The organism is Tropicibacter sp. Alg240-R139, from assembly GCF_900537075.1.
Classification (GTDB): domain Bacteria; phylum Pseudomonadota; class Alphaproteobacteria; order Rhodobacterales; family Rhodobacteraceae; genus Falsiruegeria.
The window spans coordinates 432,916-458,461 of sequence record NZ_UNRA01000003.1 but is presented as its reverse complement, the minus strand read 5'-3'; the positions used below and the strand labels follow the sequence as shown (position 1 = coordinate 458,461).

The following is a 25,546-nucleotide window of genomic DNA, read 5'->3' as shown; positions in this document are numbered from 1 at the left end:
CCCAGCCGGAATGGAAGCCCGAACTTACTGTTGTTCAGGCACCAGAATTTCGCGTTTTCCGACGTGATTTGCTGGCGACACAAGCCCTTCGTCCTCCATTTGCTCAACCAGACGCGCGGCTTTGTTGTAGCCGATCGCCAGTTTGCGCTGGATGTAGGAAGTCGAGCATTTTCGATCTTTGATCACGATGGCCACCGCGGAATCATAAAGAGCGTCCTCGCCATTGGTGTTGCCACCGGTGTTCAGCCCCAGAACCGTGTCGATGCTGTCCGCTTTTTCATCATCCGGGCCGTCGACCACGCCGCTCATATACGCAGGTGGGCCAAACGCCTTGAGGTGGTTGACGATCTCTTCAACCTCTTCATCGGATACGAACGGGCCATGGCATCGGGTTATCTTGGCCCCACCTGCCATATAAAGCATGTCGCCCATGCCTAGCAGCTGCTCGGCACCCATTTCACCCAAAATGGTGCGGCTGTCGATCTTGGACGTGACCTGAAACGAAATCCGAGTCGGGAAGTTCGCCTTGATCGTACCGGTGATGACGTCCACCGATGGACGCTGAGTGGCCATGATCAGGTGAATACCCGATGCCCGCGCCATCTGGGCTAGACGCTGGATGCAGGCCTCGATTTCTTTGCCTGCGACCATCATCAGATCAGCCATCTCATCGACGATCACGACGATATAGGGCAACATCTTGGGCTCGAACTCCTCCGTCTCGAACACGGGCTCACCGGTGTCATCGTCAAAGCCGGTTTGAACGGTACGGCTGAACAGCTCGCCCTTGGCCAGAGCTTCGCGCACGCGGCCATTGTAGCCTTCGATGTTGCGGACGCCCATCTTGGACATCTTGCGATAGCGATCCTCCATCTCGCCCACGGTCCATTTCAGCGCAACAACCGCCTTTTTCGGGTCAGTCACAACCGGGGACAGCAAATGGGGGATGCCATCATAGACAGAAAGTTCCAGCATCTTGGGGTCGATCATGATCAAACGACATTCATCCGGCGTCAGCTTGTAAAGCAGCGACAGGATCATTGTATTGATGGCTACCGACTTACCTGAACCGGTTGTACCCGCGATCAGCAGGTGGGGCATCTTGGCCAGGTTGGCGACAACAGAATCACCGCCAATGTTCTTACCCAAGGCCAGCGGCAGGCTCATGTTGCTGTCGCCGAAATCGCGGCTGGCCAGGATTTCGCGCAGGACAACCTTTTCGCGGTTTTCGTTGGGCAGTTCGATACCAATCACCGAGCGTCCCGGCACGGTTGAAACGCGTGCCGAAAGGGCCGACATAGAGCGTGCAATATCATCAGCCAGGCCGATGACACGGCTTGCCTTAAGGCCCGGCGCGGGCTCCAGTTCGTACATGGTGACAACGGGGCCTGGGCGAACGCTCACGATCTCACCTTTGACACCATAGTCATCCAGCACGTTTTCCAGCATCCGCGCGTTTTGTTCGAGTGCTTCGTCGCTCAAGTGGTGACGTTGAATTTCAACCGGGTTTTCCAGCAGGCTGAGCGGGGGCAATTCGAACTGGGTCGCCGTCTCTTCAAACGCCAACGTTGGCTGAGCTTCAGCCTGAGCGCGGCGTGAGGGCAGTGGCGACTTGCGTGCCGGTTGTTCAACAACCGCCTTGCGTGGTTGAGCAACGGGGAGGGGCGCTGCAGCAGGCGTAGGCTCCAGTGCGGATTCCGGTTGGGAAGTCGGCGCAGGCCCGGCTTCGGTCGTGTAGTCAATCGGCACGTAATCTTCCGGCACGGCTTGCGGGGTCGACTCTTGAACATACATCGACTGAGGTTGAACGGGCTGCACCTGAACCTGGGGTGCAACAGGTGTTGCCGCTGTTAAAGGTGGCTCGGCCGGGAAATCACCGCCCGCAGTGGGATCAAGCACCAGCGGATCCGGTCCACGGCCGCGGCCTTTGGTCAGCGGGCGTGCGGGGTCTGGCTGCGGCGGCACAGCACCAGCAGCCTCTTTGCGGTTGCGCACGACTTGGGCAATTTTGGACTTGATCCGATCATCGCCCGGCATGAGTTGTTCACCAGCGACGGGCTGCGGCTCCACCAGTTCGGGTTCCGGCATCGGTTCGGGACGACGGATCAGGCTGGGCATGCGCGAAAGCAGGCCCCCTTTGGGTTCGACTGCGGGTGCGGGCTCTGGCTCGACAAATGGTTCTGGTTCGATCACCGCCTCAGCCTCGGCCGTTTGCGCGGCGAACGCTGCCTGCTCTGCGGCAACACGGGCGGCTTCCTTGCGCTCGGTTCGCAACGCCTGGCGCTCGCGGGCTGCGTGAACAGTGGCGGATGCCCCCTGCCCCAGAAGCGTCATCACCGCGCCGTAGGCCATGATGATCCCAATCACAAACCGACGCAGTCCAAAGCGCACCTCGGTACGGCTAAAGCCCAGAACGAAAACGCCCATGGATACCATTGCGATGGCGGCCAGGATCGACACTATTTTGACCAGGAAATGCAGCCCGACGGGCAAAAGCAGCAGGAATACACTCAGGAAAAAGTCGCCGCCTGCCCCGCCAAGACTGTATTGATGCGTCGCAAGCCACTCGTCGCTCGGCGTTAGCGAAGCCGCATAGATCGCAATCGTCACTAGCCAGAAAGGCGACAATACCAACGGCCAAAAGAACCGATCATCACCTTGGTGAAGTGCAAGACGCAGGCCCCAAGCGACGGTGAAGATCGGAATGCCCCAGCTGGCCATTCCCATAATCAGCATCAAAACACCTGCAATCCAGGCGCCCATTCGGCCCATCCAGTTCTGGATCGGCGCATCGGTTGAAACCATCCAATTTGGATCTTCGGGCGTATATGACCCCAGCATGGCAGCAAAGGCCAAGCCGACCAGAACCAGAACGACCCCCGCCAACTCTTTGCCGCGCCTTTCAATGGCCGCCTGCATGTTGCTGTCCAACAACGGATCGCGACCGCGTGCGTTATATGATGCCATGCCTACCCTCGAACCTCATCCGTAAATACAGTCGCGAAGTGTTTCCAACCCGCGCTGCAATTCTGTTTTTGGGGCCACCATCGCGACCCGAATATATGTCTCGCCCGGGTTTTGCCCCGGTTCGCCCTGCGCCAAGTATGCACCAGGCAGCACCCGTACACCGGTCTCTTGCCACAGCTTCAACGCCGCCTGCTCGCCGTCATCGACAGGCAGCCACAGGAAAAAACCAGCCTTAGGAGATTGATAGCCCTGCACGCTTGTCATGACCTGATCGGCGATGGCGTATTTTTCCTGATAAAGACGCCGATTTTCGACCACATGCGCCTCGTCCGCCCAAACCCGTGCCGCCGCCATTTGCAAGGGCATCGGCAGCGGAGCACCTGAATAGGCCCTCAATTGCTTGACCCGCGCAATCGTCTCAGGCCCACCCGCGATCAATCCTGACCGCAAGCCCGCCAAGTTCGACCGTTTCGACAAAGAGTTGAAGAGCGTGATCCGTTCTGGGTCTGCACCAAGCTCTTGTGCGACGCTCAGAACACCCACCGGAGCCTCATCCCGATAGATCTCGGAATAGCATTCGTCGGCGAAAATGCGAAAATCGAACCGCTCGGCAAGCTGAATCAAATCAGCCCAATAATCTCGGCTCGCAACTGCGCCTTGCGGGTTGGCAGGCGAACAAATGTAGGCCGCCGTAGTGCGGTTCAGCACGTCATCCGGCAAACCTGCGTAATCAGGCAGATGCCCCGTGGACGCCGTTGCTGGCACAAAGACAGGCTCGGCTGCAACAGAAAGGGCCGCGACCATATAAACTTGGTAGAAAGGGTTCGGGCACAGGATGACTGGCTTTTGGCCATTCTTCACCTCAGGGCACAGCGCCATGGCTGCATTGTACAGCCCCTCGCGCGTGCCGTTCAGCGCCATCACCTGAGTGTCAGCATCCATCTGCACCCCATAACGCCGTCCAATCCAATCCGCGATCGCGCCGCGCAACTCTGGTATTCCGTTGTTGTCGGGATAGCCCCGAAAACCGGCGGCGTTTTCCATGATGACATCGGTCACCCATTGCGGGAAATCATGCTTGGGCTCACCAATCGTCATATGCACGACATCACCGCCCGGATCATGATGATCAAGCAACGCGCGCAGACGCGGGAATGCATAAGCCGGAAGGTTCGAAAACCGCTCAGGGAAATTCATCTCAACTGCCTCAATACCGGGATCATTCTCGCCCCGTTTGAGACCAAATTACAGATCACACCCCGCTTCGTCCAGACAAAGCATTGCCGCGCTTGGCAATTGTGACATTCAGGTCAGCGCAGCTTCGGCCGCTGCACCAACGCGCAGCAGCGCCTCTTCGCAGTCGGGTTGCCCCATAAGCATGATGCCACAGCTTGGGGTGCCGGTGGGCAAGCTCAAGGCGGAAAGCCCCATCAGATTGCCAATGCGCGTATTTCTGAGTGCCAGCAGGTTTTCGGTTACATAGTATTCGTGATCGCTTTCCAGGCGTGCCAGATTCGGCGGCAGAATCGGAGAGGTTGGTGCCAGCACAGCGTCATAACCCGCCACGGCAGCATCCCAGGCCGCACGGTAGCTTTCCAACGCCGCCCAGGCCGCCACATAATCTGGCCCCGAGAAATTACCTCCCGCCTGGAACCGTTCCCGAATTTCCGAAAACATCGCATCGGGATTGGATTCGATCACATCACGCCACAGGCCATAGGCCTCGGCCGTGTAAAGCGCGCCGCTCAATGGCAGGGCTTGCTCTACTTCCGGCACCTCGATCGTCTCGATGATGGCGCCAGCAGCCTCCAACCGGCGGACAGCATCGTCGAATGCCTGACCGGGCGCGTCGCGCAGATCGTCCAAAGCAACGGTTTTCAAAACCGCAAACCGAAGCCCCTTGAGAGACGCGCCGCGCAGGTCAGCAGGCACCCCGCCTTCGAGCATGGCCAACATCTGCGCCGCATCCTCGACCGAACGTGCGAGCGGCCCCACCGTGTCGAAACGCAGGCAAAGCGGCACAACGCCTTCCAGGCTGACGCGGCCCGACGTGGTCTTGAGCCCCACCAGATCATTCCAAGCCGACGGAATGCGCACCGAACCGCCCGTATCCGAGCCGATCCCACAAGCCGCAAGATTGAATGCGACCGAGGTCCCAGCCCCGGATGACGACCCCCCAGGAACGGCGCTCTCGTCATGTACACAAGGCGGCGTGGCCGTGATCGGGTTATAGCCCAGACCGGAAAACGCCAGTTCAGACATATGTGTCTTGCCCAGGCAAACCGATCCCGATGCAGTTGCGTTCTGCAACACCAGCGCGTCCGTGTCTGGAACACGCCCCTTGAGCAGCGCCGATCCGGACTCAGTTCCAACGCCAGCCGTGTCGAACAGGTCTTTCCAACTGATCGGCACCCCATCCAGCAGCGACAGGCGGCGGCCCACTTTGGCGCGTTCCGCTGCCGCTTTGGCCTCGGCAAGCGCGCGGTCATGGGTCACACGGGCATAAATTCGGTCTCGCAGCGGGTGAGCGTCAATGGCTTCCAGATAGGTTTGCGTCAGCTCAACCGGATCAATCTCGCCTGCAGCAATCCCACGCCCAAGATCGCTTGCCGTCATTTTCAGCCAGTCGCCCATGTTATCCTCCCCAACTGATTTGGGTGCGACGGTAGCGACAGCGTTCCGCATGGACAATCCCGAAAGGCTGCGCATATTGCACCTCATGGATATGACATCGGATATCGTGATCGTGGGCGGCGGTCTGAACGGCCCCGCCCTGGCATTGGCACTGACCGCAACCGGGCACAGCGTGACCGTGATCGACGCGCTGCCGATCAAAACCCGCAAGAACGCGGCGTTTGACGGGCGCTCATACGCGCTCGCGCTGGCCTCGCAACGGTTGTTGAAGGCAATTGGCGTGTGGGAGGCGGTCGAAGACCACGCCCAGCCGATGTTAGAGATCAAGGTCACCGATGGACACGCGGGCGCAGGTCCATCGCCATTCTTTATGCATTTTGACCATGCTGAGCTTGAAGATGGGCCAATGGGCTACATGGTCGAGGACCGCCACCTGCGCCGCGCTTTCATGGATGCGATGGCGGCTGATCCAAATATCACTCAAATCAACGGCAAAACTGTGGTCGCGCAAGAGGCTTTGCAGGCCGGTGTTTCGGTCACGCTGGACGATGGGTCCAAGGTTACCGGTAAGCTGCTTGTTGGCTGTGATGGCCGCAAAAGCGGCACGGCCGCCCGCGCAGGTATCAAACGCACCGGATGGGATTATGGGCAAACGGCCCTAGTCTGCGCTATCGAGCATGAGATGTCCCACGACGGCATTGCACATCAGTTCTTCATGCCGCCCGGACCGCTGGCAATCCTGCCACTGACCGGCAACCGCAGCTCGATCGTCTGGAGCGAACGGACCGAGATGGCGCATCGTATCAACGCCATGGAGCCCAAAACATATATGCAAGTGTTGCGCCCCCGGTTCGGCGATTTTCTGGGCCAGATCAAACTTGCAGGAGATCGTTTCACCTATCCGCTCAACCTGACAGTAGCAAATTCCTTTGTCGCGGATCGCTTGGCACTGGTCGGCGATGCGGCCCACGGGATGCACCCGATTGCGGGCCAGGGGCTAAACGCAGGCCTGAGGGACGTGGCCGCCCTGGCAGAGGTTTTGACACTTGCCGAACGGCGAGGAGAGGACATGGCGTCGCAACTTGTACTGGAGCGGTATCAACAATGGCGTCGCTTCGACACTGCCACGCTGGCATTGGCGACGGATGCATTCAACCGGCTGTTTTCAAACGACAACCCATTGCTGCGTCTGGGTCGCGACATTGGCATGGGGGTCGTTGGCTCGTTGCCCGGCTTGCGGCGTGGTTTCGTTCGCGAGGCCGCTGGACTAACGGGCGATCTGCCGAAACTGATGCAAGGTCGGGCGATCTGAGAAGCCACGTAGTGCGCTTGACCTCCGGAAGCGCTCCCGCCAGTCGTCGATGTTTCTGACGAAACAACTCCTCCTGTTGGGCCGGGCCTCGCTTCGCTCGGCGGTTGGCGTATGATTGAACCCGTTCTCCCCAGCACCGAAAGTTCTCGTCTTGGCGGGACCGCGCCGCGCACAGCGCGGCGCTACGCCCAAAGCCGCTAGCGGTGCTGGCGCAGCCAGGATCGCTCGGGTGCGGGAGCCCACCGAGCCGCAGAATACTTCAGTCGAGGTCGCGCGCTTCGTCCTGCAACATCACCGGGATGCCGTTGCGGATTGGATAGGCCAGACCGGCGGATTTCGAGATCAGCTCTTGCTGCTCGGAATCATAGTCCAGGGATGTCTGGCTCATCGGGCATACCAGCACCTCGAGCATGCGGCGATCAAACGCCTGGTTCTGTTCGCTCATTGTATTGTGTCCTCATTCCCATCACCGCCCCGAAGGGCAAATTCAATCAACGTCACCAGGGTTTCGCGTCGAGTTGCAAGGCAGGGTGCCTCAAGCAAGGCCTGCTTTTCTTCAGGGTCGAAGTCCAATAGCATCGACAGCGAATTCACCAGCAATTCATCATCCGCATCCTTGAGTGTTTCCCAATCGGTAGACAAATCCCGCGCCGAAAAAAACCGATGCAGCAAATCCAGAAATCTTCTGCGATCAAACCGGTCATCCGCCTCAACACGCCCCAGATCGCGATCAAACCCGTTCCAGCAGACCTGACAACGGCGGTACGGGGCAAAGCCCTCGACCTCGCTTTTGACCCGAAACCGCGACACGCCACTTAGCGTGATCATGTAACGGCCATCTTCGGTCTCGGAGAACTGCGTCACGCGACCGGCGCAACCGATCATGTGCAGCTTGTCCGAACGCTCAGGCGACGGGTTCGGTTGAACCATCCCGATCAGGCGCTGGGGTGTCTTCAGCGCATCGTTGAGCATCTGAAGGTAACGCGGTTCAAAGATGTGAAGTGGCAGCCGGGACCGGGGCAACAAAAGCGCCCCGGGCAGTGGAAACACCGCGATCGTGTCCGGCAAATCGGCGGATTGCATCATGTACCGATACTAGCCCTGATTTATTATTAGGCAAATATCATCGAGCTGAGCTTGCGCCGCCCATTCAGAACAACCGGGTCATTGGGCTTGAGCGCATCAAAAATCGTGAACAGTTGCGCCTTGGCCGCGCCTTCGTTCCACTCGCGATCCCGACGGAAGAGTTCCAGCAGTTGAGCCACCGCCTCTTCCACATTGTCGTTCGCGTGCAGCGCCTGCGCTAAATCGAAACGGGCCTGGCAGTTGTCCGGTTCGGCCTCAACCGTCGCAGTCAGCTCAGCCACAGGGCCCGCATCGGCTGCCTGTTTGGCCAGTTCCAGCTGCGCGTGCGCCGCTTCGAGCTCGGGACTGTCCGAGATTTCAGCCGGGGCACCATTTAGGATAGCCTCGGCCTGCTCCAGATCGTCCGACGCGATATGCGCGCGGACCAAACCACCGTATGCAATAGCATGATTGGGGTCCTCGCCCAAAATCGCAGCAAAGGTTTGCGCCGCATCCACGGCCGCGCCGCTGGTCAGCATCTCTTCGGCGGCTTCAACCGCCTCATCCAGTTGGCCGCCTGCGGTTTCGCCGCCAGAAGCAGCGACAACACGATCCACAAATTCTTTGATCTCTGACCCTGGGAGCGCGCCTTGAAACCCATCAACCGGCTGGCCCTTGAAGAAGGCATAAACCGTCGGGATCGACTGAATCTGCAGTTGCCCCGCGATCATCTGCGCCTCATCGACGTTGATTTTGACCATCTTGACCGCGCCCTTTGCCGCAGTCACTGCATCTTCGAGCATGGGGCCAAGCGTCTTGCAGGGTCCGCACCAAGGCGCCCAGAAATCGACGATCACCGGCACCTCTTGCGAAGTTTCGACCACGTCGGCCATGAATGTGGCCTCGGAGCCGTCTTTGATTAGATCAGCGGCGGGGGCGCCGCCTGCGCCGTTGAGAATGTCCATGACGTGCCTCTTTGGATTCAAGCTTGGCCTTTATATGCCGACAGTCGGGCCGGAAACCAAGTGGGGGTGGGCCTGTTTGCTCAAAAAACAGGCGTTCACTGGGCTACAGATCGAATGTCGCAAAGACCGGTGCGTGGTCACTGGGTTTTTCCCAGCCGCGCGCGTCGCGCAGGACACGACTGGAATGACCCGAATTCGAGATGTCCCCTGTGGCCCAGACATGATCCAAACGCCGTCCCTTGTCAGCGGTGTCCCAATCGCGCGCGCGATAGGACCACCACGAATAGAGTTGCCCTTCAGGGATGTCCTGGCGAGTGATGTCCACCCAACCGCCCGCGTCTTGTGTTTCAGCCAAATGTTCGACCTCGATGGGCGTGTGGCTGACCACTTTGAGCAGCTTTTTGTGATCCCAGACGTCATCTTCACGCGGCGCGATGTTCAGATCACCAACCAGAATAGATTTCTTCATTTGTTCGGCTTTGAACCAATCCCGCATGTCGGTCAGGTAATCCAGCTTCTGTCCGAACTTTTCGTTCTTCTCGCGGTCTGGTACATCACCACCTGCCGGCACATAGAAGTTGTGAACCGTGACGCCATTTTTCAGCGTTCCGGCGATGTGGCGGGCGTGGCCCAGTTCGGCGAAGTCCTGACTGCCCGCCTCGACCATCGGAATGCGAGACAGGATAGCGACACCGTTATAGCCCTTTTGCCCGCGCGCAACCATATGGGTGTATCCAAGCGACGCGAACCCTTCCAACGGGATCTTGTCCACGGGGCTTTTGCACTCTTGCAGGCAAAGCACATCGGGCGCCTCATCTTCGAGCAATTTCAGCACGATCGGCTCGCGCAGACGGACCGAGTTGATGTTCCAGGTGGCAAGGGTAAAGGGCATGAGCAGGCGTTCCTCGTTCGCGATCGGCACACCCTAACGCGGTGCATCTGGGTGTGCCATCACAAACGTTTAGCTGAGATGGCTCAGTTCTTGCGCTCAGCCCTGACTTGCCGCATCGCCCCGCCGGTGCCGGTGATCCGTAGATTCTCGCCGTTATCCAGCAGTTCGATGTCCGCTTTTTCCAGCTCACCGGCCCACCCGTGTTTGGTGCGCTCCAGCGCGCTGGTTTCCGGGCCATCGCTCAGACGGCTCCAGACTATTTCAGTGCAATCCGCATTTACGGTAAAATCGCCATAGATGCCGTGTTCGCTGAAAGCGTAACCGCCCGAGGCCCAGGGACAGGCCGAAACGGCAGTCGAAACCATCAAGCCGCCAACAAATGTAATTGTCGCAAAAAGTTTCATGGGTGTGTCCAGTGCTGTGAAAATCAGATGCTCAAATAGATAGCGCAGATTTTCAAGTCGTCACAGCATCTGCACCGAACAAAAAAAGACCGGGCGCAAGGCCCGGCCAAGTCCAACAGGGAGGTACATGTCATAACCCGGACATGTGCGGGATAGTGTGACCCTAAAGATGCAAAACTGGTGTTGCTTTGATCTGGGTCAAAAATTTCAGGCCACCAGGCGATAGCCACCAGATTCCGTCACCAGCAGGCGGGCGTTTGACGGGTCCGGTTCGATCTTTTGGCGCAAACGATAGATGTGCGTTTCCAAAGTGTGGGTCGTTACACCGGCGTTGTAGCCCCAGACCTCGTGCAGCAACACATCCCGGGCAACCACACCATCCGTCGAGCGGTAGAGAAACTTAAGGATATTCGTTTCTTTCTCGGTCAGACGAATCTTACGATCTTCGTCGGTGATCAACATCTTCATCGCCGGTTTGAAAGTATACGGCCCAAGCGTGAAAACTGCGTCCTCAGATTGCTCGTGCTGGCGCAATTGCGCGCGGATACGGGCCAGCAGCACCGGAAATTTGAACGGCTTGGTGACGTAATCGTTGGCACCTGCATCCAGACCCAGAATCGTGTCGGCATCGCCATCATGACCGGTCAGCATCAGAATCGGGCTTTTGACACCCTGTTTGCGCATCAGGCGGCACAGCTCGCGCCCATCTGTGTCAGGCAGGCCAACATCCAGGATCACCAAGTCATACAGCGCCTCTTTGACGCGCTCCATGGCGCTTTGGCCGTCGTTTGCTTCGAACACGTCGAAATCCTCGGTCATCACGAGCTGTTCGCTCAGCGCTTCGCGCAGGTCTTCGTCGTCATCCACCAGCAGGATCTTTTTTAACTGAGCCATCGTGGCGCCCTCCTTATTCCGTGTTTCACACTTGAGTGCGATAAGTGCATTCGACAAGATTTACTGCAACTGTCTCACGCCCTCGTGTCTATCGCAGGGTAATTGTTTCACATTCCTTACAATTGAGGTTAGGAAGAGCCGCAAACGTTATAGGGTAACATCCATGAGTCTTATCCCAGACATCACTGAGCTGTTGGCTCGGGCGCGATCCGACCTGCGGATGGGTGTTCCGGTGGTTCTGGTCGACGACGCCGGATTGAGCGTTTTGGCCTGCTCCGCCGAAACTCTGAGCGCTGAGCGCTTGCAAGATCTGCGCGAGGTGTCGAACGGTCATCCGGTGGTTGCCGTGACGGTCCGTCGTGCCGAGACGCTGAAAGCGCGGGCATATGACGGGGATCTTGCGCGCATCGAAATCCCGGACGACGTCGACCTGAAATGGATTCAGGCCATTGCAGACCCCTCTGACGATCTGAATACCCCGATGAAAGGCCCGGTTCTAACCGACCGCCAAGGGAGCGCCAGCCTGCACCGTATTGCTATCTCTCTGGCCAAATCAGCACGCCTTTTGCCCGCAGCCGTTGTTGTTCCCGTCCAGGATGGACGAACCTTTGCGTCCAGCAACGGGCTGACGTTGATTGATCACGCGCGCGCCACACCGCATTTGAGCGAACGCAGCCCCCTGCACGCTATTGCGGCCGCGCGCCTGCCGATGGAAGTGTCCGAAGCCGGGCGTCTGCATGTGTTCCGTCCCGAAGACGGAGGCGAAGAGCACTATGCGATTGAAATCGGCAGGCCTGATCGCGACAAGCCGGTTCTGGCGCGCTTGCATTCGGCCTGCTTCACTGGCGACCTGATGGGCAGCCTGAAATGCGATTGCGGTCCTCAGCTGCGCGGCGCTCTTGCCCAGATGGGGGACCAGGGATCGGGCGTTCTGCTTTACCTCAACCAAGAGGGGCGCGGGATTGGTCTAGCAAACAAAATGCGCGCCTATTTCCTGCAGGATCAAGGGTTTGATACGGTCGAAGCAAATCATCGCCTAGGGTTTGAGGATGATGAACGCGACTTCCGTTTGGGTTCAGACATCCTGAAGGAACTTGGGTTCAAATCGGTGCGACTGCTGACCAACAACCCCAACAAGATCTCGATGATGGAACGCACTGGCATCGCTGTGACCGAGCGTGTGCCGCTCAAGGTAGGCGAGAACGCACACAACCGCGCCTATCTGGCAACCAAAGCCGCCAAGTCCGGACATATGCTGTGACACCCGCCGACCTGATCCTGACGCGTCGTGGCGTTCGATTTCAAGGGCGATACTTTCCGTGCTCAATCGGCAAGGGTGGCATTCGCCGCGACAAGCGCGAGGGGGATGGCGCAACGCCAGTTGGGGTACATTTGATTGTAGGCATGCTATATCGCCCCGACCGCATTGCGTGCCCGGCCCCCTGGGCCCTACCTATCGGTCCGGGCGATCTATGGTCTGATGCGTCAGGTGAGAGGGACTATAATTTGCAGGTCCGCGCGCCCTACCCGCACAGTCACGAAAAGCTGCGCCGCCCCGATCCGCTTTATGATCTGGTGATGGTGACCGATTGGAACTGGCCCAATGCTGAGCCCGGTAACGGTTCGGCCATTTTCATCCACCAATGGCGCAGACCGGGATACCCGACTGAGGGTTGCATCGCCTTTCGCCGTGATCATCTCCATGAAATTGCGCGCGAAATCCGACCTGGCACCCGTCTTATTGTCCCAGAGGTTTAACCCGCTCGCCAAAAATGGCCGATCCCACGCGCACATGGGTCGCACCTAATGCAATCGCGCGTTCAAAATCACTGCTCATTCCCATGGACAGCCCGTCCAGACCATTGCGTGCTGCAATCTTGGCCAGCAGCGCAAAGTGCAAAGCAGGCTCTTCCTCTACGGGCGGAATACACATCAAGCCTTTGATCGGCAGATCCAAGCCGCGGCATTCAGCAATAAAATCATCAGCTTCCAAGGGCAATATCCCCGCCTTTTGCGGTTCTTCCCCGGTGTTCACCTGAATGAAAAGGTCCGGGCAATGGCCGAGTTCTTGCGCCAGCCGTGCCAATATGTTGGCCAGTTTGGGACGATCAACAGAATGAATGGCATGGCACAGGTCCATGGCCTGGCGCGCCTTGTTGGTTTGCAGCGGTCCGATCAGATGCAGATCGACGTCTGAAAACCGCTCCATGAAGTCGGGCCACTTTCCAGCGGCCTCCTGCACTTTGTTCTCGCCAAAACAGCGGTGTCCTTGCTCCAGCACAGCCTCAACTCGGTCATTGGGTTGGACTTTGGACACGGCAATCAGTTTCACAGAATCTACAGAGCGTTCGGCAGCTAGGGTCGCCTTAGCGATACGGGCAGAGATGTCTTGCAGCGACATGGGATTCCTCGATCAACGTTTGCCGAAGAAAAACACCATGTTGCGGCAAAAGAAAAGGGCAGGTCCGAAGACCTGCCCAAATTCGATACCGTCAAGCGGTGTACAGCTTAGAAGCTGAAGTACACACCGGCCTGGAAAGTGTCGTTGTCGGTCGAAGCGCGGCGGTAGCCGGTTTCGAAGGACGCGCCGCCACCCAGATCGTACGAGTAGTGGATACCATACGAGGTGCCTTCACCCTGGTTCGAACCGGCGATGTTGTCGCGGTTGTCGCCACGGCCGTTTGCAACGTCTGCTGCCGAAACTGCATCTTCGTTGGTGACCCAGAGAACGATGTTCGAAGCTGCGCCGATGTCGAAGTTGCCGTACAGGCCGACTTTGCCGATGCCGTCGTTGTCAGCATAGGCCAAGCGAGCGCCCCAGCGGCCGCCATCATACGAACCTGTAATGATGGCTTTCTTTTCCCACGCGAAGTCGGAGTCCTGGTACGAAGCAGCAACGTTGAAGTCGCCGAAGTTGTACGCCAGCATGATGGCCGAACGTGCAGCTGCGTTTGCAGCGCCGTTGCCAACGCCCGGGTTAACGGTGCTGTTGTTACGCTTCGAGTACGAGATGTGACCTGTGAAGCCGCCAGCCGAGTACAGTGCTTCCACACCGTTCACGCCCGAACCGCCCGACGAGTATGCGTCCCAGTTGAAGTATTCGTTGTTGACGTTACCAACGTGCGAAACGAAGCCTGCACCGTCAACACCGGTACCTGCGGTACGGGTCTCGAGGTAGGTGCCGGGTGTGTTTTCGACCGCGCCGATGATGTTACCGACGTTGACGCGGAAACCTTCGTAGGTCACGCCAAAGCGTGCACCGTTTGCCTGGCGGGTCGCGCCAACAACGTTGTCACGGCTTTCAGCCTGGATACGGAAACGAGCGTCGAAGCCAACACCCGAGTCGGCTTCTGCCGACATGTCGAACTGCAGGCGCAAACGGCTGGTGATGGTGGTCTTGGAGATACCGTTGACGTTGCTGTCGTTGGCATCGTTATAGTCCAAGCCGAAACGGCCGTAACCGCTGATACGAACGTCTGCTGCTGCGACGCTTGCGGTAGCGATCAGCGCAGTCGTTGCGAAGAGAACTTTTTTCATCGTTTTTCCCTCGGTTTTCTATTCACATGCCCAAACCGGAGAATCCAGCGTGGGTATGGAGAGGGGTTTCGCTCTTTTCGCCCCCTTCATGCAAGACTTGGGCGCAGCTCGTCAGCAAAGTCGTCACGGATGGTGCAGCTTTGCCACAGTACGTGCAACTCACCGGTGAATTTTCGGCGTATGACCATCAGATAGAAGGAATTGCACCTACTACATATACCTCACACGAGCGCGCGCGCCACTTAGACTCTTGCCCAGGTTCGCCGGCAACGGTAGGACATGCTGTAGAAAGAAGTGGTGGGATTGCCTGATGGTGCTGCAAAAGACGATGAAAGTGACTTTGCTCCTGGCTTTGTGCTTGGGAGTGGCAGCCTGCGGCAACAGACGCGCGGCGACAACAAGCTCGGTCGGGCCCTTGGGGCCGGACGAAGCAATCACCACGAACCGGGAATCGGCCCCTACCAATTATGAAAAATCGTCGATCTGGGATGTGTTTGGCGGCGGCAACAGCGAACAGACCGGCAATGTGAACCGTTATCTGTGGGCCGCATCACTGGATGTACTCAGCTTTTTGCCGGTGCAATCGGTCGATCCGTTTACCGGTGTCATCGTGACCGGGTACGGCACCCCGCCTGGTGGCGGGCGTTCTTATCGCGCCACCGTTCACATCAAAGACCCCGCGCTTGAGGCCCGTTCGCTGAACGTAGCCCTGCAGTCCCGTGGCGGCCCCGTCAGTGCCGGAACCACCCGCGCCGTCGAAGACGCGATTCTTTCGCGCGCCCGCCAGCTACGTATTGCGGACGACAAACTCTAGAAACCCGCTGAAATACCATCTATCACAACGCCGGGTTCCTGCCCGGCGTTTTCATTTACCCAAGGACCGCATCTGATGTCGCGCTATTCCGCCACCGAAATCGAAGCCAAATGGCAAGAGGCCTGGGACAAGGCCGGAATTTTCACCGCCACTCGTAGTGCGGACAAACCCAAGTACTATGTGCTTGAGATGTTTCCTTACCCCTCGGGCCGCATCCACATGGGGCACGTACGCAACTACACGATGGGTGACGTGATCGCACGGCACAAGCTGGCGACAGGGCACAATGTGCTGCATCCGATGGGTTGGGATGCCTTTGGAATGCCTGCGGAAAATGCCGCAATGGCCATTGGCGGTCATCCAAAGGAATGGACATATAGCAACATCGCCGACATGCGCGGCCAGATGAAGCCCTTGGGCCTGTCCATCGACTGGTCCCGCGAATTTGCCACCTGCGACCCGGAATATTATGGCCAACAGCAAGCGCTGTTCCTTGATATGCTCGACAAGGGATTGGTCTACCGCAAGAACGCCGTCGTGAACTGGGACCCGGTCGACATGACCGTTCTGGCCAACGAGCAGGTTGAACAGGGGCGCGGCTGGCGTTCTGGTGCTCTGGTTGAACGCCGCGAGCTGACTCAATGGTTCTTCAAGATCTCGGATTATTCCGAAGAGCTGTTGAGCGCGCTTGATAATCTGGAAAACTGGCCCGCCAAGGTCCGCCTGATGCAAGAAAACTGGATCGGCAAGTCGCGCGGCCTGCAGTTTGGGTTCGAACGCACCGATGGCGCCGACCCGATCACCGTCTATACAACCCGCCCCGACACTCTGATGGGCGCGTCCTTTGTGGGTATCTCGCCTGATCACCCGATTTCGAAAGAGTTGGAGCAAGACAACCCGGAACTGGCCGAGTTCCTGGCTGAATGCCGCAAGGGCGGTACTACCGAAGAAGCAATCGAGACCGCCGAGAAGCTGGGCTATGACACTGGCATCCGCGTGCGTCATCCGCTGGACCCGAATTGGGAGCTGCCGGTCTGGATCGCGAACTTCATCCTTATGGATTACGGCACCGGCGCGATCTTTGCCTGCCCGGCGCATGATCAGCGCGACCTGGATTTCTGCCGCAAGTACGGCCTACCGGTCGTTGATACTTTCTTTGCATTGGACGACGACACGCCCGTTGGCACCATCGCATTCGTGCCGCCGAAAACCGAAAAAACCCGCTGGGTGAACCACTTTGCCGGTCTGACCGAGGCGACGGGTGACGAGGCGATCAACGCCACCGTCGACTTTGCGGAAAAGACCGGTTGGGGCGAAGGCGTCACCAAATACCGCCTGCGCGATTGGGGCCTGTCCCGTCAGCGGTACTGGGGCTGCCCGATTCCGGTTGTGCATTGCGATGCTTGCGGCGTGGTTCCGGAAAAGAAAGAGAACCTGCCGGTTCAGCTGCCCGACGATGTGTCGTTCGACAAACCCGGCAATCCGCTGGACCGTCACCCGACCTGGCGCGACTGCGCCTGCCCGTCTTGCGGCGCGCCTGCCAAGCGTGAAACGGACACGATGGACACCTTCGTCGATTCGTCGTGGTATTTTGCCCGTTTCACCGCGCCACACGCCGAAACGCCCACCGATCTGGCCGAGGCCGAGTATTGGATGAACGTCGATCAATACATCGGTGGCATTGAACACGCGATCCTGCACCTGCTCTATTCGCGTTTCTTTGCCCGTGCGATGCAGATCACCGGTCATCTGCCTGATAAAGCCATCGAACCGTTCGACGCATTGTTCACCCAAGGCATGGTGACGCATGAGATCTATCAGACCCCCGGCGCCAACGGCCGCCCTGTGTATCACCTGCCCGAAGACGTAACAGACGGCAAACTGGCCGATGGTACCGAGGTCGAGATCATCCCTTCGGCTAAGATGTCCAAGTCCAAAAAGAACGTGGTCGATCCGGTCAGCATCATTTCAGCCTTTGGTGCCGACACCGCGCGTTGGTTCGTCTTGTCCGATTCGCCCCCCGAGCGGGATGTGGAATGGACCGCGTCAGGCGCCGAAGCCGCACACAAGCACCTGAGCCGTGTGTATCGCGTCGCCGCAGAAATCGCCGCATCGGACGCACCTGTCAACAATCAAGACGAGGCCCTGCTGCGCGAAACGCACAAGGCGATCCATGACGTGAGTGGCGGCGTGGAAAGCTTTGGCTTCAACGCCTCTATCGCCAAGCTTTATGCATTCACCAACGTGCTCGCCAAATCCAAGGCAGGTAGCGACGCCAAACGCCAGGCTGCAAAAACTCTGGCACAGCTGATGTCCCCCATGACCCCGCATCTGTCCGAGGAGCTGTGGCAACTGTTGGGCGGCGAAGGGCTGGTGGCGACTGCCCCTTGGCCGGTCGCCGACGAAGCGATGCTGGTCGATGACACCGTCACCCTGCCGATCCAGATCAACGGCAAGCGCCGCGCGGAAATCAGCGTGCCTGCGGATATGGACAAGGCAGAGGTTGAAAAAATCGCCATGGCGACCGAAGCTGTGCAAAAGGCGCTGGATGGTGCGGCGCCCAAGAAAGTCATCGTTGTGCCGGGCCGGATCGTGAATGTCGTGGTTTAACCGAAAATTCCTGCTAATGATCCCGCTGGCCCTTGCTGCCTGCGGGTTCCAGCCGGTGTATGGCACCGGCGGTACAGCGTCAGCCCTGCGTGGCAAAGTCGAAGTTTCGGCGCCCGATAACGTCGAAAGCTATTGGCTGGTGCAAAACCTTGAGGAACGCTTGGGACGCAGCGCCTCGTCTACACCTGATTATAGTCTGGTGGTTGGTGTCGCCACCGTAGAGCAAGGTCAGGCGATTACTGCGTCTAACGAGATCACACGCTATTCAATTATCGGCGCCGCTGACTACACGTTGACTGACTCGGCTTCGGGACAGATCGTGGCGTCTGGCGAGGTCGATAACTTCACAGGTTATTCCGCCACCGGTTCGACGGTGGAAACTTTGGCCAGCGAACGGGACGCGCGGCACAGGTTGATGAACATTCTCGCCGATCAGATCACCACACAGCTTTATGCGACCGCGGACTTGCCTTCATGAAGCTAAGCCCGCGTGAGGCAGAAGGGTATTTCGCAAAGCCAGACGCGGGGAAAACTGGCCTGCTGATCTATGGCGCGGATGCCATGCGCGTGGCGCTGAAGCGGCAACAGGTGATCGCAACCCTGCTTGGCCCCGGCGCCGAAGAGGAGATGCGGCTGACACGCCTGCCGGGCGCGGACCTGCGCAAAGACCCTGCGCAGCTGGTTGACGCGATCAAAGCTGTCGGCTTTTTTCCCGGTCCCCGCGTGACCTTTGTCGAGGATTGCCCGGAAACCTCGAACCCTGCCATTCTGGCCGCGCTGGAGGATTGGGAGCCGGGCGACGCTCAGATCGTGATCACCGCCGGCCAATTGAAACCCACCTCAAAGATACGCAAAGCGTTTGAAGGGCATTCCAACGCCTATGCGGTCGGCATCTATGACGAGCCGCCTTCACGCGCCGAGATCGAGCGCACCTTGGGTCAGGCAGGCATACGCGACGTACCCCGCGAATCGATGGCCGCGCTGACCGATCTGGCAAATGATCTAGGGCCGGGCGACTTTACCCAAACCATCGAAAAGCTGGCGCTGTACAAGCGTGGTGACAGCGGCGAGTTGAGTATCGACGACATCGAAGCCTGCGCCCCCCAATCGACCGAGGCGGCGCTGGATGATGTGCTGAACGTTGTTGCCGAAGGCCGCGCGGGCGAGATCGGCCCGCTGATCCGTCGCCTGCAATCGCAAGGCACCAACGCGGTTAGCCTGTGTATTGGTGCTACCCGGCATTTTCGCATGCTCTACACCTGCGCATCCGCCCCGGGTGGACCATCCGAAGGTGTAAGCCGCCTGCGTCCACCAGTGTACGGCAAGCGCCGGGATCGGGTGTTGCGACAGGCCCAAGGTTGGGGGGCATACAAGCTGGAAACCGCGCTGACTGTGCTGACAGATACCGATCTGGCACTGCGTTCGGCCGGGCAGACAGCCCCGGCCATGGCTTTGGTCGAGCGAGCCATGATCCGCTTAGCGATGCTGTCGCGCTCACGCTGAGGTGATGTGACGAGACGTAGATCTTGATTTGCCCGCGGCCAACCGCACATTTGCATACAAACAGATCGGCAAGGAATCTTCATCATGTACAAAGTCTATGGTCGCCTTCAAAGCCGCGCCTCACGGGTTCTGTGGCTGCTTGAGGAGTTGGGTCAGGAATATGAATTCATCGACGTGGGTCCGCACGACTCGCAAGTGGCTGCATTGAATGGCACCGGCAAGATCCCAGTTCTGGTCGACGGGGATCACGTGATCTCGGACAGCTCGGCGATCATGACATATCTGGCTGACAAGCATGGTGCGCTTACCTATCCGGCAGGCACCCCAGAACGCGCACAGCAGGATTCGCTGTTTCATGCCCTGATCGACGAGTTCGACGCGCTGCTTTGGACCGCCACCCGCCATAGGGGAATTTTGCCCGAAGACAAGCGTGTTCCGGTGATCAATGAGAGCCTTAAATGGGAGTTCGAAAACAGTGTGGAACGGCTGAGCAAGCGCTTTGTGGGTCCGTTCCTGCAGGGTGACAAGATCACAATTGCGGACATCCTGTGCGCTCACTGCATGACCTGGGCCCGCGGGATCGAATTCCCGTTGAATGCGGCCAACTTGCGGACCTACGGCAAAGAAATGCGCAGCCGTGAAGCGGCACAACGCATGGGAGCACTCGCTAAGAAGGCCTGAGCCTTATTGCTCAGTCGGTGTGTCTCGAAAGGGGCGGCTCCCGCACCCGAGCGATCCCAACTTCGTCGGCACCGCTAACGGCTTTGGGCCGGGCACTGCGCAAAGCGCAGTGCCCGGCCCAACGGGAGGAGATGTTCCGTCAGGGACATCGACGACGGGCGGGAGCGCTTCTGAATCAGGTCACCTACCAGCACCGGGGTCGACAATCTGCCACTGCGAAGCGGCGCGTCCTGCCCATCGGCCAGTCGCCAGACATGCCGTGAGCAGGTAACCCCCAGTTGGGGCTTCCCAATCCAACATTTCTCCGGCGCAGAAGACCCCAGGCTTACGCCTCACCATCAGGCCCGCATCCAGTTCCGCTTGCGGCACGCCACCTGCCGTTGAGATCGCCTCATCCATCGGTCTCAGCCCCGCATGGTTCACTGGCAATGCCTTGATCAACCCGGCCAAGCCTTCCGGATCAGTGGGCAAGGGCCGCCCGAATTCCATCAACAGCCCGGTGCGCACCGGGCCAAGTTTCAGCACCTTCCTCAGATGGTTCGACACGCTCGCCTTGCCACGCGACCGGGATAGCCGTTTAGCTATACTGTCACGGCTCATATCGGGCATCAGATCGACGTACAGGGCACCACCTTTACGTACCGCCTTACAAACCGAGTAAATGCCTCCTCCTTCAAGCCCGCGCGACGATATCACGGCCTCGCCTCGGGTCATCGTAGATCCCGCTGACAGAGCCACGCCTTTGACCGGCTGCCCAAACAAGTCGCGCATATGGTCTGACCATTTGACCAACAAACCAGCATTCGCAGGTTTGAACGGCGCAATCCTCACGCCCTGCTCTGCCAATGTTCCGGTCCAAACCCCGTCAGCTCCCAGCCGTGACCAACTGGCCCCGCCCATGGCCAACACCGTGACATCGGCATGAAGCGCAACTTCGCCCTGCTCCGTGGAAAAGATGAGTTGACCGTCTCGCCATCCGATCCAACGATGGCGGGTCCGGACCTCTACCCCCATAGAGGTCAACCGATTCAGCCAAGAGCGCAACAAGGGTGAGGCTTTCATCACTTTCGGGAATACCCGCCCGGACGAGCCGACAAACAGCTCTTGTCCCAATTCCAGGGCCCAATCCTGCACGGCTTTTGCATCAAACTCGGCGATCATGGGCCGAAGCCATTCGGCAGCCTCGTCATAGGCCCCGATCAATGTTTCAAGCGGTTCATCTTTGGTCAGGTTCAAACCGGATTTACCCGCCATCAGAAACTTGCGCGCCACCGACGGCTTGGCCTCGGCCACGATCACCGACACTCCTGCCCGTGCCAGTTCTTCGGCGGCCATCAGCCCCGCCGGCCCGGCCCCTATGACGACCGCACGCTTCATCGCGACCGGGTCTCGATGCTGCCCGAAAGTTCCACGACGCGATGCGGATAGGGGATCGTTATCTCGTGCTCTTTAAGCGCATTCCAAATCAGGAACAGCACGTCGGATGAAAACTTGTTAGCTCCGTCGTCAATTCCTTCAATCCAGAACTCCACCGCGAAATCAACGCCGCTGTCGCCAAACCCGCGCAATTCGCAATCAGGTGGGAACGGTTTGGACAGCACGCGTGGGTGCTTGGCCACCGCCGCTTCGATAATGTCCGGCACTTTGTTGATATCGGTATCGTAGCTCACCGAAAATGGTGCTTCGTAGCGGTTCGCCGATCCGCTGTCCGAAAAATTGACGACTCGGGTGGTGATGAAATCTTCGTTCGGAACAACGATCCAACGCCCGTCGAATGTTTCTAGAATCGCGGCTCGTGCCCCCATCTTGACGATGGTTCCGGCCTCTCCCCCGTCCAGCTCAACGTAGTCGCCGACTGTGGCCTGTCCTTCGAGCAGCAGGATCAACCCCGAGATGAAATTTGACGCGATCTTTTGCAGACCAAAGCCCAAACCCACACCAATGGCACCCCCCAGAACCGCCAGCGAGGTCAGGTTAATGCCCATAATGTTCATCACCAGCAGGAAAGCGACACCGAAGATACCGATCTCGATGGCCTTGGCGGTCAGTTCCCGCATCGCCGGGCGCATGTCGTCCTGCTTTTTCAGGAACAAGGCCGATTGATCGTTTGACCATCGCCCCATCCAGAAGATTGCGCCCCCAACAACGATAAACCGCAGCGCAAAGAGCAGCGAGAAGGACAGGTTGCCGAGCGGCACAATTGTTTCGTCCAGCTTGACCATCGCTGGTTCCAGCAGACCAAGAGCATAAAGCGCAGCAACGGGGATCAGGATGTAACGCCCCAAGAGCTTCATCATCGGGTCGACGATGATCTCGCGTACCAGGATGCGCACGGCCAGGAACAGAAACACGCGTTTGCCAAAGGCGATCACAGCACCAGATCCGAACAAGGACCGGGTCACGCTTTCGCCTATACCGGTAAAGGCATAAGCCATCAGCGGCAACAAAAGGGGCACAAAGATCAGAATGAACCGCCGCGCCTTCGCCACGGGGTTGTCTAGATCATCGGGCGGGGTCAGCAACCGCGTCAGGGGCGCGCGCAATTTGCGGGCAACCACTAGTGCCAGAAAGTAGGCCACCACCAGCAGTGCAAACTGTGACCATGCCGCAGGGCTCACCAGCCAACTCAGGGCGATGTCCCACAGCTTATGCCCCTGATCAAAAATCTGCTTTTGCAAATCAGATTCAAATTCCATGTGCACCCCCGGTTGATCCTATTGCAAAGTGGTGCATCCTCATACCGATGCCCCACAAGGAAAAAAACCCTAACGCTTTCCCCGCTGAAACACCCAAGTGTCCGCTGTGTGATCGGCCGATCCCGGATGGCAATGGCAGCCTGCATCATCTGATCCCCAAGCTCAAAGGCGGCAAGAGCGGACCGACCGTGCTGCTGCATCAGATCTGTCACAAGGAAATCCACGCTACGCTGACCGAGGTAGAGTTGGCGCAGTCCTATACGACGATCCAGGCATTGCAGGCGCACCCCAAGTTGGAAAAATTCCTGAATTGGGTGCGTAAACGTCCGCCTGGCTTTCGGTCCAAAGTGCCGGGCAAACGTCGCAAGCGGTGACGTCGTTTACAGGTATGGGTCGATTTGGCCACCAACCTCAATTCCCAAAAAATCGGGCGCCGGGGCAAAGACGGCATCGGCGATGTGCTGGAACTCCAGCGTGGTATAAGGGCGTTTCCACAGCCATTCACGGTTTTCAACCGACCACAGGTCCGCGTTTGGGGGCTGTTCGTTGGTGAACGCATAAAAATGCAGATCAAAACCATATGGCTCTACGTCCTGTACAGACAACAGGCGCATACCCAGATCGCGACATCGCCGATCCTCGGCCTGGATGTCACCGGTTCTTAACGTGAGTTGCCCAATGCAGCCTTGCGTGAATGGACCCTTTGCGTCCGCTACCCCATCGGGTCGGTTGCCTTCGAAATCGTGCTGCAACAGTTCGATCACAAACCCTTCGGGGTCTGACAGATGCGCCATGTATCCGATATTCAAAAATTGGCGCGGGTCTGAAACCTCGACCCCGGCGGCGCGCAGGTGGTCCACCGCCACATCGGCATTCGGTACGGTGATCCCAATCTTCCAATATCGTTGCCCCTGGTCATGAGTGTAGCCCCCTCCACCAGGTGCCAGCAGTAAATCTGCGTCTTCACCTTCGTAGCCAACGCGCCACCCGTTGCCTTCGACCGTTGCGTTCATTCCAAGGACATCGCGGTAGAATGTCGCCAAACCTTTGGGATCCGCAACTCGCAGGCGCAGTGTGTTCAAACTCATCGGCACATCTCGGCAATGCCTGTGGCGATCTCGGGCTTGGCCGCGACCACATCCACTGTCAGTTCGCGCGCGGTGGACATAAGCGCCTCAGGCTCCACAACCCGGTCCACCAGGCCATAAGTATAGGCCTCGTGCGCCGTGATCTTTTGTCCGCCCATCAGGATCATCTTGGTCCGCGCAGGGCCAATCAGAGCTTTCATGCGCACGGGATCTGATGCTTGCGGCAAGAAACCCAGCTTCATGACCGGATAGAAAAATTTGCCCCCCGGAACTGCAACTCGCAAGTCGCAGGCCAACGCCATACCGTTTGCACCGCCTGCCAAAGTCCCGTTCAACGCCGCGATGGTCAGGCAGGGCAGCGCTGCGATAGTACTCGACAACCGCTCCCACACGTCCGAGGTCGCAAGACCTGCGCGCGCCTCGTCCAGATCGGCACCCGCGCTGAACACTTTGCCCCGTCCCGTCAGGATCAGCGCCTTGGCCCCGGTTGCAGCCTCAGCGATCTGGACCAGTTCCTCGAGCATGGCTTCGGTCAGGGAATTGGCTTTGTCGGGGCGATTGATTGTTGCGATCCAAAGCTCGCCGTCTTTTTCGAGCTCAATCATACCAGGCCGACCCTTGCCCGGATGTCTTCATCGCGCAACGCAATTTCAGTCCCCACAAATTCATCCGCGTCCTCAGAGCACATCCACAGTAGGGCGCGCGCCGGCCAATCGGCTGGAACGTGAACCTCCCAATCCAGCTGGCTGACTGGGTTGATGCCGCTAGCCTTGATCTCGCGTTGCATCTGCGTCGCCACGGTGCCCGGTGACAGGCCCATGGCCCGGATGCCGTTTTCACGCTCTTCCTTGTCCAGGCAGGCGGTCAACATCGCGGCGCCAGCTTTGGACGAGCAATAGTGGCTCCAGGCCTCAACCGGGCCATGTGCTGCGCCCGAGCTGATGGTGATAATGGTACCGCCACCCCCTTCTTTCATTACAGAAAGGGCAGCATGCATGCCGTAGTAGACGCCCTTGAGGTTGATATCGATGGCCTGCCCCCAGCCTGCGGGGTCGCTGTCTGCAATACGCGCGATGGGTTCGATCACCCCAGCATTACCGATCAACACGTCAAGCCCACCAAAGCGATCGACGGCCGCCTGAATTGCGTCTTTAACCTGGTCGTAATCGCTGACGTCACAGGACACGGCCAATGCCTGGCCCCCAATTTCTTCAGCCAGCGCAGTAATTTGGCCCGCGCTTCGTGCGACCAACACAACATTAGCCCCGGCAGCGGCGAAAATCCGCCCAGCTTCCGCACCGATGCCCCGGCTGGCGCCCGTGATCAAAACCGTTTTGCCCTGCATATCCATATCCCAGTCCCCTTCGATGCCATGTTCGGGCCAAGTCGTACCGAGCCACAGAGAAAGCGTCCACCCCCAGTCCCGTTGATGAGCCCCCTTGACGACCGCCGCCTAAGGGCAGACGATAATGGCAAATTTTGAT

The 25,546-nt window shown here is 58.6% G+C and carries 25 protein-coding genes; 9 read left to right on the top strand and 16 right to left on the bottom strand.

Annotation, left to right across the window (positions count from 1 at the left end):
* Window positions 1-24: 24 nt before the first annotated feature.
* The 3 genes from G6R15_RS15150 to G6R15_RS15140 all read right to left on the bottom strand — a co-directional run bounded on the left by G6R15_RS15150 (window position 25) and on the right by G6R15_RS15140 (window position 5,601).
* Window positions 25-2,967: a DNA translocase FtsK gene (locus tag G6R15_RS15150; protein ID WP_164660798.1), complete on the bottom strand. Its 2,943-nt coding sequence runs from the start codon at window positions 2,965-2,967 to the stop codon at window positions 25-27.
* Window positions 2,968-2,982: 15 nt separating this feature from the next.
* Window positions 2,983-4,164, bottom strand: a complete 1,182-nt coding sequence (locus G6R15_RS15145) for an aminotransferase class I/II-fold pyridoxal phosphate-dependent enzyme (RefSeq protein ID WP_164660797.1) — start codon at window positions 4,162-4,164, stop codon at window positions 2,983-2,985.
* 108 nt (window positions 4,165-4,272) lie between these two features.
* On the bottom strand, window positions 4,273-5,601 hold the full coding sequence (locus G6R15_RS15140; RefSeq protein ID WP_164660796.1) for an amidase: 1,329 nt from the start codon (window positions 5,599-5,601) through the stop codon (window positions 4,273-4,275).
* A gap of 85 nt (window positions 5,602-5,686) precedes the next feature.
* Between G6R15_RS15140 and G6R15_RS15135 the strand changes: the two genes are divergently transcribed.
* On the top strand, window positions 5,687-6,913 hold the full coding sequence (locus G6R15_RS15135) for an FAD-dependent monooxygenase (RefSeq protein ID WP_164660795.1): 1,227 nt from the start codon (window positions 5,687-5,689) through the stop codon (window positions 6,911-6,913).
* Between the two features lie 259 nt (window positions 6,914-7,172).
* Here the strand turns inward: G6R15_RS15135 and G6R15_RS15130 are convergent, their stop codons facing one another.
* From G6R15_RS15130 to G6R15_RS15105, 6 genes are all read right to left on the bottom strand, one after another.
* On the bottom strand, window positions 7,173-7,358 hold the full coding sequence (locus G6R15_RS15130) for a Trm112 family protein (RefSeq protein ID WP_164660794.1): 186 nt from the start codon (window positions 7,356-7,358) through the stop codon (window positions 7,173-7,175).
* Window positions 7,355-7,999, bottom strand: a complete 645-nt coding sequence (locus G6R15_RS15125; protein ID WP_164660793.1) for an LON peptidase substrate-binding domain-containing protein — start codon at window positions 7,997-7,999, stop codon at window positions 7,355-7,357. The genes G6R15_RS15130 and G6R15_RS15125 overlap by 4 nt, the downstream gene beginning before the upstream one ends.
* Window positions 8,000-8,025: 26 nt before the next feature.
* Complete coding sequence (gene trxA / locus G6R15_RS15120) at window positions 8,026-8,943, bottom strand: thioredoxin (protein ID WP_164660792.1); 918 nt, start codon at window positions 8,941-8,943, stop codon at window positions 8,026-8,028.
* Window positions 8,944-9,046: 103 nt separating this feature from the next.
* On the bottom strand, window positions 9,047-9,835 hold the full coding sequence (locus G6R15_RS15115) for an exodeoxyribonuclease III (RefSeq protein WP_164660791.1): 789 nt from the start codon (window positions 9,833-9,835) through the stop codon (window positions 9,047-9,049).
* Window positions 9,836-9,918: 83 nt separating this feature from the next.
* Entirely contained in the window at window positions 9,919-10,239 is a 321-nt protein-coding gene (locus tag G6R15_RS15110; RefSeq protein WP_164660790.1) for a hypothetical protein, read from the bottom strand.
* A 207-nt stretch (window positions 10,240-10,446) separates the two neighbouring features.
* Complete coding sequence (locus G6R15_RS15105; protein ID WP_164660789.1) at window positions 10,447-11,133, bottom strand: response regulator transcription factor; 687 nt, start codon at window positions 11,131-11,133, stop codon at window positions 10,447-10,449.
* 163 nt (window positions 11,134-11,296) lie between these two features.
* Here G6R15_RS15105 and ribA point away from each other — a divergent pair, with 163 nt between their 5' ends.
* On the top strand, window positions 11,297-12,394 hold the full coding sequence (gene ribA, locus G6R15_RS15100) for a GTP cyclohydrolase II (protein ID WP_164660788.1): 1,098 nt from the start codon (window positions 11,297-11,299) through the stop codon (window positions 12,392-12,394).
* Window positions 12,391-12,891 carry a L,D-transpeptidase gene (locus tag G6R15_RS15095; RefSeq protein WP_205520529.1) on the top strand — a complete coding sequence of 167 codons (501 nt, stop codon included), beginning with the start codon at window positions 12,391-12,393 and terminating at the stop codon, window positions 12,889-12,891. Before ribA ends, G6R15_RS15095 begins: the two co-directional genes overlap by 4 nt.
* Here G6R15_RS15095 and G6R15_RS15090 read toward each other — a convergent pair.
* The gene (locus G6R15_RS15090; protein WP_164660787.1) at window positions 12,872-13,534 is read right to left on the bottom strand and encodes a YggS family pyridoxal phosphate-dependent enzyme; all 663 of its coding nucleotides are present in this window, start codon (window positions 13,532-13,534) and stop codon (window positions 12,872-12,874) included. The two genes, G6R15_RS15095 and G6R15_RS15090, sit on opposite strands and share 20 nt — an antisense overlap.
* A gap of 107 nt (window positions 13,535-13,641) precedes the next feature.
* On the bottom strand, window positions 13,642-14,670 hold the full coding sequence (locus tag G6R15_RS15085) for a porin (protein ID WP_164660786.1): 1,029 nt from the start codon (window positions 14,668-14,670) through the stop codon (window positions 13,642-13,644).
* Between the two features lie 328 nt (window positions 14,671-14,998).
* On the opposite strand from G6R15_RS15085, the gene G6R15_RS15080 reads away from it, so the two are divergent.
* From G6R15_RS15080 to G6R15_RS15060, 5 genes are all read left to right on the top strand, one after another.
* Entirely contained in the window at window positions 14,999-15,484 is a 486-nt protein-coding gene (locus G6R15_RS15080; RefSeq protein WP_164660919.1) for a DUF3576 domain-containing protein, read from the top strand.
* Window positions 15,485-15,559: 75 nt separating this feature from the next.
* Window positions 15,560-18,094, top strand: a complete 2,535-nt coding sequence (gene leuS / locus G6R15_RS15075; protein WP_164660785.1) for a leucine--tRNA ligase — start codon at window positions 15,560-15,562, stop codon at window positions 18,092-18,094.
* Window positions 18,081-18,572, top strand: coding sequence for an LPS assembly lipoprotein LptE (gene lptE, locus G6R15_RS15070; protein ID WP_164660784.1), 492 nt, complete (start codon window positions 18,081-18,083; stop codon window positions 18,570-18,572). The genes leuS and lptE overlap by 14 nt, the downstream gene beginning before the upstream one ends.
* Entirely contained in the window at window positions 18,569-19,597 is a 1,029-nt protein-coding gene (gene holA, locus G6R15_RS15065) for a DNA polymerase III subunit delta (RefSeq protein WP_164660783.1), read from the top strand. Before lptE ends, holA begins: the two co-directional genes overlap by 4 nt.
* An 84-nt stretch (window positions 19,598-19,681) precedes the next feature.
* The gene (locus G6R15_RS15060) at window positions 19,682-20,278 is read left to right on the top strand and encodes a glutathione S-transferase family protein (RefSeq protein WP_164660782.1); all 597 of its coding nucleotides are present in this window, start codon (window positions 19,682-19,684) and stop codon (window positions 20,276-20,278) included.
* A 180-nt stretch (window positions 20,279-20,458) separates the two neighbouring features.
* On the opposite strand, the gene G6R15_RS15055 is transcribed toward G6R15_RS15060, so the two are convergent.
* Together G6R15_RS15055 and G6R15_RS15050 are read right to left on the bottom strand one after the other, a co-directional pair.
* Window positions 20,459-21,655, bottom strand: a complete 1,197-nt coding sequence (locus G6R15_RS15055; RefSeq protein WP_164660781.1) for a TIGR03862 family flavoprotein — start codon at window positions 21,653-21,655, stop codon at window positions 20,459-20,461.
* The gene (locus G6R15_RS15050; protein ID WP_164660780.1) at window positions 21,652-22,974 is read right to left on the bottom strand and encodes a mechanosensitive ion channel family protein; all 1,323 of its coding nucleotides are present in this window, start codon (window positions 22,972-22,974) and stop codon (window positions 21,652-21,654) included. Before G6R15_RS15050 ends, G6R15_RS15055 begins: the two co-directional genes overlap by 4 nt.
* A gap of 47 nt (window positions 22,975-23,021) precedes the next feature.
* Between G6R15_RS15050 and G6R15_RS15045 the strand changes: the two genes are divergently transcribed.
* Complete coding sequence (locus tag G6R15_RS15045; RefSeq protein ID WP_164660779.1) at window positions 23,022-23,348, top strand: HNH endonuclease; 327 nt, start codon at window positions 23,022-23,024, stop codon at window positions 23,346-23,348.
* Between the two features lie 6 nt (window positions 23,349-23,354).
* On the opposite strand, the gene G6R15_RS15040 is transcribed toward G6R15_RS15045, so the two are convergent.
* The 3 genes from G6R15_RS15040 to G6R15_RS15030 are packed head-to-tail and all read right to left on the bottom strand — an operon-like array spanning window position 23,355 to window position 25,413.
* The gene (locus G6R15_RS15040; protein WP_164660778.1) at window positions 23,355-24,062 is read right to left on the bottom strand and encodes a VOC family protein; all 708 of its coding nucleotides are present in this window, start codon (window positions 24,060-24,062) and stop codon (window positions 23,355-23,357) included.
* Window positions 24,059-24,667 carry an enoyl-CoA hydratase/isomerase family protein gene (locus G6R15_RS15035; RefSeq protein ID WP_164660777.1) on the bottom strand — a complete coding sequence of 203 codons (609 nt, stop codon included), beginning with the start codon at window positions 24,665-24,667 and terminating at the stop codon, window positions 24,059-24,061. The genes G6R15_RS15040 and G6R15_RS15035 overlap by 4 nt, the downstream gene beginning before the upstream one ends.
* On the bottom strand, window positions 24,664-25,413 hold the full coding sequence (locus G6R15_RS15030) for an SDR family oxidoreductase (protein ID WP_164660776.1): 750 nt from the start codon (window positions 25,411-25,413) through the stop codon (window positions 24,664-24,666). The genes G6R15_RS15035 and G6R15_RS15030 overlap by 4 nt, the downstream gene beginning before the upstream one ends.
* Window positions 25,414-25,546: the final 133 nt, after the last annotated feature.

Bases quoted from the DNA above. Each gene is read 5' to 3' on its own strand.
- G6R15_RS15055 (WP_164660781.1), bottom strand. From the start codon at position 21,655: ATGAAGCGTGCGGTCGTCATAGGGGCCGGGCCGGCGGGGCTGATGGCC.
- G6R15_RS15150 (WP_164660798.1), bottom strand. From the start codon at position 2,967: ATGGCATCATATAACGCACGCGGTCGCGATCCGTTGTTGGACAGCAAC.
- leuS (WP_164660785.1), top strand. From the start codon at position 15,560: ATGTCGCGCTATTCCGCCACCGAAATCGAAGCCAAATGGCAAGAGGCC.
- G6R15_RS15030 (WP_164660776.1), bottom strand. From the start codon at position 25,413: ATGGATATGCAGGGCAAAACGGTTTTGATCACGGGCGCCAGCCGGGGC.
- G6R15_RS15125 (WP_164660793.1), bottom strand. From the start codon at position 7,999: ATGATGCAATCCGCCGATTTGCCGGACACGATCGCGGTGTTTCCACTG.
- lptE (WP_164660784.1), top strand. From the start codon at position 18,081: ATGTCGTGGTTTAACCGAAAATTCCTGCTAATGATCCCGCTGGCCCTT.
- G6R15_RS15130 (WP_164660794.1), bottom strand. From the start codon at position 7,358: ATGAGCGAACAGAACCAGGCGTTTGATCGCCGCATGCTCGAGGTGCTG.
- G6R15_RS15085 (WP_164660786.1), bottom strand. From the start codon at position 14,670: ATGAAAAAAGTTCTCTTCGCAACGACTGCGCTGATCGCTACCGCAAGC.
- G6R15_RS15035 (WP_164660777.1), bottom strand. From the start codon at position 24,667: ATGATTGAGCTCGAAAAAGACGGCGAGCTTTGGATCGCAACAATCAAT.
- G6R15_RS15145 (WP_164660797.1), bottom strand. From the start codon at position 4,164: ATGAATTTCCCTGAGCGGTTTTCGAACCTTCCGGCTTATGCATTCCCG.
- ribA (WP_164660788.1), top strand. From the start codon at position 11,297: ATGAGTCTTATCCCAGACATCACTGAGCTGTTGGCTCGGGCGCGATCC.
- G6R15_RS15135 (WP_164660795.1), top strand. From the start codon at position 5,687: ATGGATATGACATCGGATATCGTGATCGTGGGCGGCGGTCTGAACGGC.
- G6R15_RS15080 (WP_164660919.1), top strand. From the start codon at position 14,999: ATGAAAGTGACTTTGCTCCTGGCTTTGTGCTTGGGAGTGGCAGCCTGC.
- G6R15_RS15110 (WP_164660790.1), bottom strand. From the start codon at position 10,239: ATGAAACTTTTTGCGACAATTACATTTGTTGGCGGCTTGATGGTTTCG.
- G6R15_RS15050 (WP_164660780.1), bottom strand. From the start codon at position 22,974: ATGGAATTTGAATCTGATTTGCAAAAGCAGATTTTTGATCAGGGGCAT.
- G6R15_RS15115 (WP_164660791.1), bottom strand. From the start codon at position 9,835: ATGCCCTTTACCCTTGCCACCTGGAACATCAACTCGGTCCGTCTGCGC.
- trxA (WP_164660792.1), bottom strand. From the start codon at position 8,943: ATGGACATTCTCAACGGCGCAGGCGGCGCCCCCGCCGCTGATCTAATC.
- G6R15_RS15140 (WP_164660796.1), bottom strand. From the start codon at position 5,601: ATGGGCGACTGGCTGAAAATGACGGCAAGCGATCTTGGGCGTGGGATT.
- G6R15_RS15040 (WP_164660778.1), bottom strand. From the start codon at position 24,062: ATGAGTTTGAACACACTGCGCCTGCGAGTTGCGGATCCCAAAGGTTTG.
- G6R15_RS15090 (WP_164660787.1), bottom strand. From the start codon at position 13,534: ATGTCGCTGCAAGACATCTCTGCCCGTATCGCTAAGGCGACCCTAGCT.
- holA (WP_164660783.1), top strand. From the start codon at position 18,569: ATGAAGCTAAGCCCGCGTGAGGCAGAAGGGTATTTCGCAAAGCCAGAC.
- G6R15_RS15045 (WP_164660779.1), top strand. From the start codon at position 23,022: ATGCCCCACAAGGAAAAAAACCCTAACGCTTTCCCCGCTGAAACACCC.
- G6R15_RS15105 (WP_164660789.1), bottom strand. From the start codon at position 11,133: ATGGCTCAGTTAAAAAAGATCCTGCTGGTGGATGACGACGAAGACCTG.
- G6R15_RS15060 (WP_164660782.1), top strand. From the start codon at position 19,682: ATGTACAAAGTCTATGGTCGCCTTCAAAGCCGCGCCTCACGGGTTCTG.